The sequence below is a fragment of the Streptomyces sp. SID8374 genome (assembly GCF_009865135.1).
In the GTDB taxonomy this organism is placed as follows: domain Bacteria; phylum Actinomycetota; class Actinomycetes; order Streptomycetales; family Streptomycetaceae; genus Streptomyces.
Genome location: NZ_WWGH01000002.1, coordinates 929,755 through 943,469, shown reverse-complemented (window position 1 = coordinate 943,469; position 13,715 = coordinate 929,755). Strand labels below are relative to the sequence as shown.

Here is a 13,715-nt window from a genome sequence, read left to right as displayed (position 1 = left end):
GCGGTGGCCGCTCCCCGGTGGTGACGGGAGCGGCCTGCGGTGCGGAGGTCAGCGTCGGCCATGCCCGCCCGGGCCGTCGAATCCGTCGGCCTCGAGACGGCTGTTGCCGTGCTCGATCTCGTCGATGTTGCGGTCGCGGGTGTCCTTCATCATCCGGACGTTGCCGATCGTGGCGTCGGTGATGCCCACCAGCGCGTCCCTGATGGCGAGCATGGTGTCCTTGGTGGTCTGCCGCTCCTTCTGCTCCTGCGGCTTGGCCTTCTCCGAGAACTCGCTGTTGGTGCCGGGCCAGCTGACCGTGGGCGCCAGCTCGTCCAGGAACTCCTCGGTCATGGTGCGGGTGAGGGTCCCGATCTCCTCCAGCTGCCGCGCCAGGGCCTCGATGCGGTCCGGGTCGACGTAGTACCGCTGTCCCATCGTCAGTCCTCTCCCTCGTCGCCGAGCGCGTCCCGCCAGGCGGGGGTCGCCGGGCCGCCGCGCGAGGTGTCCTCGTCGTCCTCGCGCAGGACCTCGGGGCCGAAGATGCGCTCCCAGTCCAGCTCGAAGCCCTTCAGCTCCGGCACGTTGCTGCTCGGCTCGGCGAAGGGGGCCATCGCCTTCATCACATGCCGGTTCATCTTCAGCCGGGCCGCGCTCGCCGCCTCCAGCACGCTGGCGGCCAGCTCCTGCGGGGACATGTCGCGGTACTTGTTCTCCAGGAACTCGATCCCGGTCAGCTCGCCCTGCGGGCCGGCGGTGGCCCGTACCGCACGGTCGGAGGAGAGCACGGAGAACGACGCCGACCGCAGCTCGCGCTCGGTGCGCGCCACCGCCTCCTGGGCGGCGTTCAGTTCGGCCATGGCCTTCTCCAGGCGCTTCTCCAGTGGTTCCGTCACGCGCGCGCCCCTCCTGCGGTCCTGATCATGTCGCCGTGCGTACGGATGACCGTACGTTCACCTCGCCGGGCCCGTACACCCGGCCCCGCCCCTGCTGCCTGCGCGGCTGTCACCTGCCGATGACGGCCGGGGTGCCGCCCTCCTCGGTGCCCCATACGTCCGCGTCCTCCTCCAAGTGGTCGGCGGACGTCAAGGGCCTGCGCCCCTGCTCCCGCTCCTCCTCCGGGGAGTCGCCGCCGGTGGTGGCCACCCGGGAGGCCGGGGTGAGGAAGGTGTCGCTGTCCTCCTGGCGGTTCCACGGGCTGCGCCTGCGGCGGTTGCGGCGCTCGCTCTCCTCCGCCGCGTCGACCAGGACGGCGCGCACGCGCTCGCCGTTGCCCTTCTCGCCGCCCGCGCCCATCCCGCCCATGCCGCCGCCCATCGGCATGCCGGGGGTGCCGGGCGTGCCCGGGGCGCCGGGGGCTCCCGGGCCGCCGCCGGAGCCGGCGCCGGGGACCGCCGCGTTGTTCGTGGCGCTGTCGGAGAGCGGGGAGACCTGGCCGAGGGTCTCCGAGGACGGGAGGTTCGCACCGGGGAGGCCGCCGCCGGAGCCGCCCGCGCCGAGCTGGGAGCCGAGTCCCAGCTCCGAGAAGGAGACGTCCCGGGTGGTTCCGTCGCCTCCCCCGCCGCCGCTGCTGCCACTGCTGCTGCCGCTGCTGCCGCCGAGGTCCTTGAGGGCGTCGAGATCCAGGTCCCGGTTGCCGTTGAGGCCGTCCAGGTCCCGATTCCCGTTGAGGTCGCCGAGGTTGCCCAGGTCCCGGTTGCCGTTGAGGTCGCCGAGGTTCCCCAGATCACTGCTCCGGCCGAGGTCCCGCAGGTCGTCCAGGAAGTCCGGCCTGCTGTTGCCGCCGCGCGAGTTGAGCTCGTCGAGGGTGACCGTCTCGGTCCTGCCCTGGGGGTCGGTGACGGTGGCGATACCGGTGTCCGGGTCGATGGAGTGGCTGGAGCCGTCCGGGAAGGAGTTGACGAACCGGCCGTTGTCCAGCGAGGAGACGGAGCCGTCCGGGTTGGTCACGTCGGCCCCGTGGGTGAGGTCGGTGATGACCTTGGAACCGTCCGGAGCGATGCTGGTGAGCTGCCCCGTGTCCGGGTCGAAGACGGCCTTGCCGCCGTCCGGGAACGTGGTGGCGAAGTCACCGTTCTCCAGCCCGGTGAGACTGCCGGTCGTGGACGTCAGACCCGCGTCGCCGGTGTTGAGGTTCCCGAGGTCGCCCAGGTCGCCGATGGTCTCCCGGTCGCCGGGGCCGCCCAGGTTCCCGGGTGATTCCGTCGGCAGATCGGCGTTGATGTTGCCCAGGTCCCCGAGGCCGCCCACGTCCCCGGTGCCGTTCCGGCCGTTCAGGCCGCCGAGGCTGCCGAGATTCTCCGTGGTGACGGTGCCGTCGGGGGCGGTGGAGGTGGCCTGGCCGGTCTTCGGGTCGACGACCTGCGTCGTACCGTCGGGGAACGTCGTCGTCAGCTTGCCGTCGTCGCCGAGGGAGGTGACCGAACCGTCCGGGTTGGTCACCCGGGCGCCGTCGCCCAGGTCCTGCGTGGTGACGCTGCCGTCCGGATGGGTGGTGGTGAGCAGCCCGCTGTCCGGGTCGAAGGAGGTGCTGCTGCCGTCGGGGAAGCCGGTGGTGAGCTGGTTGCCGTCGAGTTGGGTCCGGCCGCCGGTCGGGGTTCCGAGGGAGCCGCCCGCGCCGTTGTTGAGGCCGCCGAGGCTGCCCAGGTTCTGGTTGATCGCGTCGTTGGCAGCGTCGTTGGCCGCGTCGTTGGGGTTCCTCGTGTTGCCGGGGCCGCCGTTGATCCCGCCGAGGTTGCCGAAGTTCGGGGCCACCGGGAGCGGGCCGCCGCCGGGGCTGTTCACATCGCCGAGGTTGCCGAGGTTCTCGGAGACCGCGTTGTTCACGTCGTCGAGGCTGGGGGTGTTCGAGCCGCCGGGCCCGGGTGAGTTGAGGCCGCCGAGGTCGCCGAGGCTCTCGGTCACCGGAATGTCCTGCTTCAGGTTCAGCAGATCGTCGATGTTGCCGAGGTTCTCGCCGCCGCCCGGCCCGTTGATGTTGCCGAGGCTCTCCTCCATCTGCTTGGCCTGCTCCTCGGCCTCCCGCTTGGCCTCCTCCTGCTCCCGCCGCTGCTCCTCGCGCAGCTCCTCCTGGTACTTCCTGTCCTCCTCGCGCTGCTCCTCCTGCTCCTTGCGCAGCTCGTCCTGGAGCTTCTTGTCCTCCTCGCGCTGGAGGCGCTGTTCCTCGCGCAGCTCGTCCTGGAGCTTCTTGTCCTCCTCCCGCTGGAGGCGCTGCTCCTCACGGAGCTCCTCCTGGTACTCCTTGTCCTCCTCGCGCTGCTTCCGCTGCTCCTCCGCGAGCTCTTCCTGGAGCCGGCGGTTCTTCTCGTTCTCCTCGTTGATCTTCTCCTTCTCCTCCTCCAGCTTCCTCTTCTCGTACTCCTCGCCGGCCGTACTGGTCGACTTGGGCTCGGGTACGTTCTCGGAGAAGTCCTTGGAGAGCGTCAGGAACTGGTTGTTGAGCCTCGACTGCACCTCGCGGGCGGGCTCCACGAGCATGTCGTCCACGGCGCGGCTCCAGATGTCCACCGCCTTGTCGCCGACCTTCGCCCAGTTGGCGATGTCGGTGAGGTCCCCGTACTCGGGGTGCACCTGGGAGAAACCGGCCTGCGGGCTGTGGCTGACGCTCGTGGAGTAGCGGGTGGTGTACGACGTGATGTCGGTCTTGGCCACGTTCTCCGTGTCCACCCACTGGGCGAGGTCGTCCAGGACGTAGCGCAGCACCCGGTGCGGGTCGTAGTAGTCGGACCGGGCCCAGGTCAGCCAGTGGCCCAGCAGATCCCGGGCGGCCTGCTCCAGGTGGGAGCGGCCCAGCGAGAGCGCGCGGGAGTAGACGGTGCCGCCGGTGCCGGTGGCGTCGCCGCTGCCGGCCGTCTCGTTGAAGGTCTCCACGTAACTGTCGTAGTTCTCGCGGATCTTCTTGATGAGGCTGCGGAAGACCTCCGCGGCCTCGCCCTTCCAGCTCGCGTCGTCGCGGCCGAAGCGGTCCTCCCAGTCCTTCAGCAGCGGTGCGTGGTCCTTGAAGAACTTGGCCGCGTAGTCGAAGGAGTGGCCGGTGTTGGTGAAGGAGTCCAGGTCGACGACGTCGGACTCCTTGGCGACCAGGCCGCTGAAGCGGCCGTCGCCGCTGTTTCCCTTCAGCAGGGCCATGAGCGCCGCCCGTGGCCCGTTCATGTACCGGGCCAGCGGGATGGTGCTGAACTTGTCCTTGTTGTAGTCCGTGAACTCGTTGCCCTCGCGGACGGACACGTTGTTGACGTCGGTGGAGTCGGTGCCGGCGAAGATGATCTCGTCGCCGGACTTCACGCGTCCCTCGAAGACGATCCGGGCCTGCATGATGGAGCGCTTCTTGCCGCTGTCGAAGAACCAGATGTCGTAGTCCTGGCCCTTGTCGCGCAGAAAGCCGGAGTCCTTGATGAGGAGGCCGAGGCTGCGCTCCTTGATGTCCATCCGGAAGAGCTTGCCGCCGTGGTCGGAGCGGAGCGTGTCGAAGATCTCGCTGCGCTTGGGCACGGGATAGCCGGTGATGTGCGTGACAAGGTCGGCCCAGTTGTCGGCGGATGCCGCGTCCCTGTTCTCGTACTTGTCGACGTTGTCCACGGATGATGCGTCGTACCGGTCGGCCACCGCGCGCGCCCCTTCTCGTCTCTCGCCGTCCACCCCGGTGCGTGGGGGCGGCTACTTCTCTTCCGTGCCCGAGGATCCGCTGGTGAGCGTGTCGACCTCATCGAAGGTCTGGAGCAGCGTCTGGGCGTCGATCGCGTCCAGGTTCTTGTTCTTGGTCTTGTTGGCCTCTTCGATGGTGTCGGTGAGGGCTTCCTTGAGCTCCTTGAAGAGTTCGATCTGGTCGCCGAGCAGCTTGTCGAGGGAGGTCGCGACGGACTTCACGCTCTCGACCAGCGTCGGACCGGAGATCAGCTTCTCCCTGTTGATCAGGCCGAGGCGCAGGAGCTGCGAGTCCTGGTCGAGGTTGTCGGCCGTGGTGTAGCCGCCGATCAGCTCGCTGAGGGGGCGGATGCGGCCCTCGCCCTCACCCTCGCCGTCCTCCCTGTGCTTCTTGGCCTTGGTGTAGACCGGGTGCACCTCGTTGTCGCGGAAGTTCTCCATCTGCTTGAGGTCGAAATGCTTGACGTCGGCTTGCTCACCGGCCATGGGACGTCCTCCTGCGATCGGGCCCGGACGGGATCACTGCAACGGGAGTGCGGAAAGCCGGGGCCCGCCTCCCCTGCGCACGGCAGGGGAGGCGGGTCCCGGCCGGAGGGCTAGCGGGCCCGCACACTTCCCCAGTTGTCGGCGCTGCGGCGCTCGTCCCGGGAGTGGTTGTCGTGGATGCTCTGGACCAGCTCGCCGCTGTCGCCGAGGAGCAGGGCCATGTTCTTGGTCGCCTGGTCCCACTCTGCCTGGACCCCGCGGTACATCGCCTGGTCGTCACCCTCCCAGGAGGTGATGAGCGGCTTCAGCTCGTCCTCCAGGTTGTTGAGGGTGGTGATGATCTGCTGGGTCTGCTGCTTCAGCTCCTCGATCGCGTTGCGGACCGTGGAGTACTGGACATCGATGATGCCGTCGGCCATGACATCTCCTCTCGGGTGGCCGGGCGCCAGGGCCCGGGGTGCTCATGGGTTCCGGCCGCCGCACAGAGGCCGGTGGAGCGAAGGGCGGGTCAGCGCAGCGCTTCGAAGACGCCCTGGCTGGTCTTGCTGTTGAGCACCTCGGTGAGGTCCTGGTTCTCCTTGGCCAGCCGGTCGGCCGACGTCACGTTCTCCTGGAGCGCGTCGATCATCTTGCTGATCTGGACGACGACCTTCTGGGCCTCGCCGTTCCAGCTGCGGAAGAGCTTCAGCAGGGCCTGACCCTCGTCACCGCCCACGCCCGAACGCGCGGCGATCTCGGCGACGTTGTTCTGGGTCTTCTCCACCGAGGCACGGGCCGACTCCAGTGAGGAGACACCTCCCAAGCCCTTGGCATAATCCGCCCTCCTCTGGCCACTGTCCGCCATGTCACGCTCCCTTCGTCGAGGCAACTCCGGTCACACCGTTGCCCGCTGAGGCTATGGAGAACTCCCCGTCCGGCGCAACGCATGTAAGGAAGATTTGAGCATAGGTCAGTCGATGGGATTCCCTGCGGGGTACGGAAGTTGCCGAAGGTTTCCGGGAAATGAACGCGCAGCTGCCGCGGGCAGCCGGTTGACGCCATACGGACGGGAAACGGGCAGCGAAGGAATCCGAACGGTCACCGGGGCCACCCATTGTCTGAGCTTTTCCTGAGGTTTCTCCCGCGCCGGTCCACACCGAATCTCCCCCAAACGGCGCCGAGTTATGTGCGAAGTCCCGGCTCCACGCCCTTTCCCTTTCTTAGGCACCGTTTGAGGCGTTTGCCTGGATCATGGCCGGATGCACTTCGGGGCCGTGACCCGGGGCTCCGCGACACCGGAGGCGGCGGCCGGGTCCAGGTCGGCGCCGGTCGGCAGGGCCGCGAGCAGCGGTGCGGGGACCGAGCCGATGTCCCCCTCCCCGTAGCCGAGGGCGCCCAGGGCCTCCTTGGCCGGGACGCGGTACTTCACACCGTTCTCCGCCACCAGGTAGGTCGTCCCGGCGTGTGCCGCACCGCTGGCGTGCAGGGCCCTGACCAGGGCGCCGCGCCCTGGGCGTACGACGGTGGCGTCCGTCCGGGCGCAGGCCTCGGCCACCGGCTGGGCGGCGCCCTGCGAGACCGCCACGGGGGCGAGCGAGGTCAGCGGGACCAGCACCGACCGGATCCGGGCGCCGCCGCTGCCGCCGTCCACCTGGGCGCAGAGGGCGGTGCCGCGGGGTGCGGACTGCGGGATCGGCGGCGTACGGGGCAGCTCCGCGCCTGCCGATCCGGCTGCGGCCGTCTCCTTGGCCCGGTGCGTACGGAGGGCGTCGGCGCCGACCGCGCGGGCCTCGGGCGAGCGGCCCTGGTAGGCGTCCTTCTGGGTGGCCGGGTCGCCCAGCACGAGGGCGGCCTCCAGCCGGGAGAGCGGCACCAGGCCGTCCTTGCGCAGCAGGTGGTACGTACTGCCGCCACCGGGCACGCTCACCTCGAACAGCTGCCCCACCGTGCTCGGTTCACCGCCGAGCACCGGGCCCTTCTCCCCGCGCCCCGGGACCTCCGGGGGCTTCAGGGCGGGGCCGGGGGCCAGGGCGTCGAGGAAGGCGGCGGAGACGGGCATGGCCTGCTCGGAGCCGTAACCGAGGGCGTTACGGGCGTCGGAGGGGCGGTCCAGGGGCAGCCGGCTGCCCCGCCACACCAGGTACTCGGTGCGGTCGGGGCCGCGTACGAGCACGCCTCGGTCGGCGCCGACGTCCTGGGTTTCCAGCGGCGCCCCGGCGACCAGTGTGGTGGCCCCCGCCTGGTCGACGCCTGCGCCCGGGGCGGCGCCGGAGGTGGTGGGCAGCGCGCCGCCCGGTCCGGTGACGCACATGTGCCAGGCTCCGGCGTCGAGTTGGCCGGGTCCGGGGAGGGTGTCGGGTGCGCCGGGGATGCCGGCCGGGGAGCCGACGGGGACGTCCCGCAGCGAGGCGGTGGAGACGTCCACGGCCTTGAGCTGCGCGCCTCCGATCAGCCGGGCCGAGGCGTAGTTGCGCACGGGGTGGAGTACGCCGTCGGTGCCGGTCCACAGGTAGCGGGCGCCGGTCTCGCGGTTGACCACCAGGTTCTCGCCCTTGCGCCAGGTCTCGTTGCCGCCGGGGCGCAGCAGCCCGTAGACGGTGGTGCCGGCGCCGATCAGGACGGTCACCAGGATGCCGAAGACCACGCCCCGGGTCGTCCGGCCGAGCGGGCTCTCCGGGGCGTCCGGGTCGGCCGTCAGCAGGCCCGAGCTGAGCCTGCCCATCATGAAACCGTGGGCCTGCACCTGGTCGCGCTTGGACTGCACAGCCTCTCCTCAACTCTTCTTCGACGGAACGGCGTACGGGGGGACTCAGCCGAACAGGCCGCGCAGCCAGCCGAAGAGGCCCGCCACCCAGAGGGTGAACGGCAGCAGCGCGACCGCGAGGCCGGTGTGGGCCAGCTCGGCCGCCCGGCCCCAGTACGGCAGCACCCGGCGGCCGGGCACGATCCAGGACGCGGTCACCAGGGCTGCCGCGACGGCGAGCAGCACCGCGAAGACGACCACGCGGCCGTCGGCGTCGCTGTCCACCGCCCAGGCGCGGGCGAGCAGCAGCAGCCCCCAGATCCCGGGCACGGCCAGGGTGAGCCGCTGGCCGATGTGGACCAGGCCCCGGGAGTGCAGGAGCAGCAGGAGGGAGAGGGCGAGCGCGGTGAGGGTCTCGGGCAGGTCCGGGGTGTGGGTGAGGACGGCCAGGGCGGCGGCGGCGATGGTGCCGGTGGCGGCGAAGAGCGCGGTGACCCAGCGCCCGGCGAGTTCGGTGCGTTCGGCGACCTCGTCGCCCGCGTACGGGTCGATGCCTTCCTGGAGCTGTCCGGCGGAAGAGGGCAGGGAGGGCATCCGCATCCCGGCCAGCTTGAAGGCGAAGGGCGCCACCGCTCCGGCGGCGAGCGCGACCACCGCGGCCACCAGCGCCACGGCTGCGGGCGCGTCCAGGCCGGTGTAGCCCATCAGGGCCCCGGAGATCGCGGTGGCGACCGCGACCACGGCGGTGGCGAAGAGGGCGGGGGCGCCGACGGCGGTCGCGGCGAGCGCGAGGACCGCGCCGCCCGCCGCCGCCGCGCCTGCCGCGAGCAGCCGGGCGCCCACGACCTGCGTGGCGTCGGGGCCGGACAGGTCGCCGCCGGGCAGCACCCAGCCGACCAGGGCGAAGCACGGGGCGACCAGCAGGCCGAGGGCGGTCGCGGAGAGCCGGTCGCCGACCGCGCGGCTGGCCGAGCCCGCGCCCGCGAGGAGCAGCACCCCGGCCACGGCGGCGCAGGCGGCCCGGACGGCGGTGGAGTCGGCCACTCCGGGCCGGAACACCAGCACCAGGGCGGCCGCCACGGTCGCCACGGCGGTGCCCACCAGCAGGCCCCGGGCCGCCCCCGCGTGCCAGGTGTGGAGCCGGCGGCCCACCGTCTCGGCGATCCCGTCGACCAGGTCGTCCAGCCGGGCCTCGGGCAGCGCCTCGGTGTGCGGGCGCAGATGGAGCACGGCACCGTCGGCGAGACCGGCCTGGGCCAGGGTGGTCTCCTCGTCGAGGGGGGCGTCGCCGAGGCGCTGGAGCACCCAGCCGGCGTGGTCGAGTCCGGCCTCCTCGGCCTCCTCGCCGACGTACCGCAGGAGGGTGGGGAGCAGGTCGGCGACCGGTACGTCGGCGGGCACGGCCAGATCGATGGTGACGCTCGGCGCACGTACGGTCAGGCGGCACGATTCGGCCACCGCACTGTCGGTCATCAGCAGAACTCTCGTCTTCCGTGCAGGCTTTGACAGGAAGCTTCCCCGGGAGAGGGAATGTGCGAACAGTACGGATAGTCCGCGTGGCTGTGAACCGGGGGGCCGGGCAGGGGAATTGTGCCCGCGCACCCGGCGACCACCACTCCCGCGTGGACAGGGCGCGTTCCGTGAATGCAGACTACTGCCTGCGGCCACCGGCCGTACTGCGGGCCGGGGTGAGGAATCCGGCAAAGGGCCGGTCTTCACGGAAGTCGGCCGCTCCCGCTATCCGCTCGAAACATTCACCCGGCGTTCGTCGAGTGCACTCGCGCCCGAGGAATCCGTCGGGCGGTCTTTCCGGGTGCGCCGGTATTCGGAGCGGCCGGAAAGACAGTGAACCGGAGGTTCTCTTCCTTGAGTGTCGTGCTGTTTCGCCGCCCGGCCCGCAGGCGCGGGCCGGAGATGCCCGAGGGGCAGTTGACCCTCCAGGAGCCGCCGGTCCTCGCCGAGACCGTGCCCGACACCTCGGCGGTGTGGACCTATCTGCCGATGGCGCTGATGTCGGTGTCGATGATGCTGATGTTCCTGCGCCCCGGCGGCGGGAACGGCGTCTTCATGTATCTGGCGATGGGCGTCATGGCGCTCTCCGCCGGTGCCATGCTGCTGGGGCAGCTGATGCGCCGCTCCAGCGAGCGCAAGCAGCGGCTCAAGGGTGAACGCCGCGACTATCTGCGCTACCTGGCGCAGACCCGTAAGCGGGTGCGGACCACCATCGCGGAGCAGCAGCGGGCGCTGGCCTGGCGCCACCCCGAGCCGGCCTCGCTCCGCTCGCTGGCCCGCACCTCGCGGCTGTGGGAGCGGCGCCCGGCCGACGAGGACTTCGGCGAGGTCCGGCTCGCGGTCGGTGAACAGCAGCTCGCCCTCACCCTGAACCCGGTCTCCACCCGCCCGGTCGAGGACCTTGAACCGCTCTGCGCGCACGCCCTGCGCCGCTTCATCCGCGCCTACTCCACCATCCCCGAGCAGCCGCTGGGCCTCTATCTGCGCTCCTCGGCCCGGATCCTGCTGCGCCCGGAGGAGGCACCCGACGGGGAGACGCCCGGTGCCCAGCCCCCGGAGCACGATGCCGTACGGGCCCTGGTGCGGGCGATGCTGGGGCAGCTGGCGGTGTTCCACGCGCCCGAGGAGCTGTGGATCGCGTTCTGCGTCAGCGACGAGCGGCGGCCCGACTGGGAGTGGGTCAAGTGGCTGCCGCACGTGCTGGATCCGCACGAGGAGGACGGTGCGGGCCAGGCCCGCCGGATCACCGCCGACCTGACCGAGCTGGACGACCTGCTCGGCGCCGAGTTCGCCGAGCGCCCCGGCTTCGACCCGGACGCCCGCCCCGGCCGCGACGAGCCGTACACGGTGATCGTGCTGGACGGCGTCAACGTCCCGGAGGGCCACCGCTGGGAGGGCCACGGCTACCGCAACGCCCTGATCCTCGATGTGTCGGGGGCGCTGCGCTGGCGGCCCGGCCGCAACACGCTGCGCCTGACCGTCGGCCCCGACCAGGTGAACCTGGTGCGCACCGACCGCAGCCGCAAGGAGCGCTCGGTGCCGCTCGGCCGCCCCGACCGGCTCGGCCCGCTCGGCGCGGAGTCGCTGGCCCGGCTGCTCACCCCGCGCCGGATGAGCCTGGGCACCGACATCGCACAGCCGCTGGACACCGACGTCGAGTTGACCACCCTGCTCGGCATCCCCGACCTGCACCGGCACGACCCGCAGACCCTGTTCGCCCGGCACTCCGGCTCCGGCCGGCTGCGGGTGCCGATCGCGGTCGGCGTGGACGGCCGCCCGGTGGAGCTGGACATCAAGGAGTCCGCGCAGGGCGGTATGGGCCCGCACGGCATGCTCATCGGCGCCACCGGCTCCGGAAAGAGCGAGCTGCTGCGCACCCTGGTCCTCGGTCTCGCGCTGACCAACTCCTCGGAGACCCTCAACTTCGTCCTGGTCGACTTCAAGGGCGGCGCCACCTTCCTCGGCCTGGAGGAACTCCCGCACACCTCCGCCGTCATCACCAACCTGGCCGACGAAGTGGCCCTGGTGGAACGTATGCAGGACGCCCTGCACGGTGAACTCATCCGCCGCCAGGAGCTGCTCCGGTCGGCGGGCAACTACACCTCGGCGCTGGAGTACGAGCGGGCCCGCGCCGCCGGGGCCGACCTGGCGCCGCTGCCCAGCCTCTTCGTGGTGGTCGACGAGTTCAGCGAACTGCTCTCCACCCACCGGGAGTTCATGGAGCTGTTCGTGATGATCGGCCGCCTCGGCCGGTCGCTCGGCGTGCATCTGCTGCTCGCCTCGCAGCGCCTGGACGAGGGGCGCATGCACCAGCTGGAGAGCCACCTCTCGTACCGGATAGGGCTGCGCACCTTCTCCGCGATGGAGAGCCGGGGTGTGCTCGGCGTGCCCGACGCCTACGAGCTTCCCGCCGCGCCCGGCAGCGGGTTCCTGAAGTCCGGGGTGGAGGCCCTGACCCGGTTCCGTGCCGCGTACTCCTCGGGGACGTACCGGCGTCGGACCGGTGCGGTGGTGCAGGCCCGGGTGGCGAGCCAGGTGGTGCCGTGGACCAGCGGGTGGGTGGTGCCCCGCACCCTGGAGACCCCGCCCGACCCGGAGCCGGAGACGGAGGAGGCCGAGGACGAGGAGGCGCTGCTGGATGTGGCGCTGGAGCGGCTGCGCGGCTCCGGGCCCGACGCCCACCAGGTGTGGCTGCCGCCGCTGGACGAGCCGTCGCCGCTGGACGCGCTGCTGCCCGGGATCGCGCCGGACAAGGTGCGCGGCCTGACCGCCGCGCGCTGGCCGGGCACCGGGAAGCTGCGGGTCCCGGTCGGCCTGGTGGACAAGCCGTTCGAGCAGCGGCGTGACCCGCTGATCGTGGACCTGTCCGGGGCGGGCGGCCATGTCGCCGTCGCGGGTGGTTCGCAGAGCGGCAAGTCGACGCTCGCCCGGACGCTGATCGCCGCCCTGGCGCTCACCCACACCCCGGCCGAAGTCCAGTTCTACTGCCTGGACTTCGGCGGCGGCGGGCTCTCCCAGCTGGCCGCGCTCCCGCATGTCGGCGGGGTCGCGGCGCGGCTCAACCCGGAGCGGGTGCACCGTGCGGTCGCCGAGGTGATGGCGCTGCTGGCCCGCCGTGAGCAGTTCTTCGTGGACCACACGCTGGACTCCATGCAGTCCTACCGGCGCCGCCGGGCCGTCGGGGAGTTCCCGGACGAGCCGTTCGGCGATGTGTTCATGGTGGTGGACGGCTGGTCCACGGTCCGCCAGGACTACGACGACCTGATCCCGAAGTTCAACGAACTGGCCGCCCGGGGCCTCAACTACGGCATCCACCTGATCATCACCACCACCCGCTGGGTGGAGCTGTCCGCGCAGGTCCGCGACCAGGCCGCCACCCGCCTGGAGCTGCGGATGGGTGACCCGATGGACTCCGAGATCGACACCCGTAAGGCCCGTTCGGTGCCGCGTACCGGCGGCCGGGGCATCACCGCCGACAGCAAGATGCACTTCCTCGCGGGCCTGCCCCGCCTGGACGGCAGCGGCTCGCTGGAGGATCTCGGCGAGGGCGTCGCCCATCTGGTCGCGGAGATCGGCCGGCACTGGTCCGGCCCGTCCGCCCCGCAGGTCCGGATGCTCCCCCACCGCCTGCCGCTCTCCGAACTCCCGGCGCCCGAGGCCACCGAGGGCGGCGGCATGCGCGTGGCGCTCGGTCTCGACCAGGACGCGCTGGAGCCGGTCTGGCACGACTTCAGCCGGACGCCGCACCTGATCGCGGTCGGCGACACCGAGAGCGGCAAGACCAATCTGCTGCGGCTGATCACCAAGGGCATCACCACCCGGTACGCCCCTTCGGAGGCGAAGATCATCGCGGTGGACTACCGCCGCACCCTGGTCGACGCCATCCCCGAGGAGTACCGCATCGGGCACGTCATCTCCCTGGACAACCTCAACGAGACCATCGAGGGCGCGGCCCGCGCGATGAAGACCCGCGTGCCCGGGGCCGACATCTCGCCCGCCCGGATGCGCACCTGCGACTGGTGGACGGGCCCGCGCCTGTTCATCCTGGTCGACGACTACGACATGGTCTCCGGGAACTCCTTCCAGAGCCCCTTCGAACCGGTCTTCGAGAATCTGACCCTCGGCTTCGAGATGGGCCTGCACCTGGTCGTCGCCCGCAGCGCCATGGGCGCGGGACGCGGTCTCAGCGACGGGCTGATCCGCCGCCTGGACGAGGCCAACAACCCGGCGGTCCTGCTCTCCTGCCCGCCCACGGAGGGCCGCCTCTTCGGCAACGCGAAGCCGCTCAACCTGCCGCCGGGCCGGGCCCTGCACATCCAGCGCCGCAAGCCGCGGCTGGTGCAGACGGCGCTGGTGGAGTAGGAGCCAGGGT

The 13,715-nt window shown here is 71.4% G+C and carries 9 protein-coding genes; 1 reads left to right on the top strand and 8 read right to left on the bottom strand.

Annotated features, from left to right (window positions below; translation table 11 throughout):
• Positions 1–48: 48 nt before the first annotated feature.
• The 8 genes from GTY67_RS27825 to eccD form a co-directional block, all read right to left on the bottom strand.
• Entirely contained in the window at positions 49–417 is a 369-nt protein-coding gene (locus tag GTY67_RS27825) for a hypothetical protein (RefSeq protein WP_093686481.1), read from the bottom strand.
• 2 nt (positions 418–419) lie between these two features.
• Positions 420–875: a YbaB/EbfC family nucleoid-associated protein gene (locus tag GTY67_RS27820; RefSeq protein WP_161280672.1), complete on the bottom strand. Its 456-nt coding sequence runs from the start codon at positions 873–875 to the stop codon at positions 420–422.
• 109 nt (positions 876–984) lie between these two features.
• Positions 985–4,584: an AAWKG family protein gene (locus GTY67_RS27815; RefSeq protein WP_161280671.1), complete on the bottom strand. Its 3,600-nt coding sequence runs from the start codon at positions 4,582–4,584 to the stop codon at positions 985–987.
• Positions 4,585–4,635: 51 nt separating this feature from the next.
• Positions 4,636–5,109 carry a type VII secretion system-associated protein gene (locus tag GTY67_RS27810; protein WP_093686478.1) on the bottom strand — a complete coding sequence of 158 codons (474 nt, stop codon included), beginning with the start codon at positions 5,107–5,109 and terminating at the stop codon, positions 4,636–4,638.
• A 110-nt stretch (positions 5,110–5,219) separates the two neighbouring features.
• The gene (locus GTY67_RS27805) at positions 5,220–5,528 is read right to left on the bottom strand and encodes a WXG100 family type VII secretion target (RefSeq protein ID WP_093686477.1); all 309 of its coding nucleotides are present in this window, start codon (positions 5,526–5,528) and stop codon (positions 5,220–5,222) included.
• A gap of 89 nt (positions 5,529–5,617) precedes the next feature.
• On the bottom strand, positions 5,618–5,953 hold the full coding sequence (locus tag GTY67_RS27800) for a hypothetical protein (protein ID WP_093686476.1): 336 nt from the start codon (positions 5,951–5,953) through the stop codon (positions 5,618–5,620).
• A gap of 384 nt (positions 5,954–6,337) precedes the next feature.
• On the bottom strand, positions 6,338–7,852 hold the full coding sequence (gene eccB, locus GTY67_RS27795; RefSeq protein ID WP_093686475.1) for a type VII secretion protein EccB: 1,515 nt from the start codon (positions 7,850–7,852) through the stop codon (positions 6,338–6,340).
• A 45-nt stretch (positions 7,853–7,897) separates the two neighbouring features.
• On the bottom strand, positions 7,898–9,304 hold the full coding sequence (gene eccD, locus GTY67_RS27790; RefSeq protein WP_161280670.1) for a type VII secretion integral membrane protein EccD: 1,407 nt from the start codon (positions 9,302–9,304) through the stop codon (positions 7,898–7,900).
• Positions 9,305–9,697: 393 nt separating this feature from the next.
• Between eccD and eccCa the strand changes: the two genes are divergently transcribed.
• Positions 9,698–13,705 (top strand): type VII secretion protein EccCa, encoded by a 4,008-nt coding sequence (gene eccCa / locus GTY67_RS27785; protein WP_237502932.1) that lies wholly within the window; start codon positions 9,698–9,700, stop codon positions 13,703–13,705.
• The last annotated feature ends 10 nt before the right edge of the window (positions 13,706–13,715 follow it).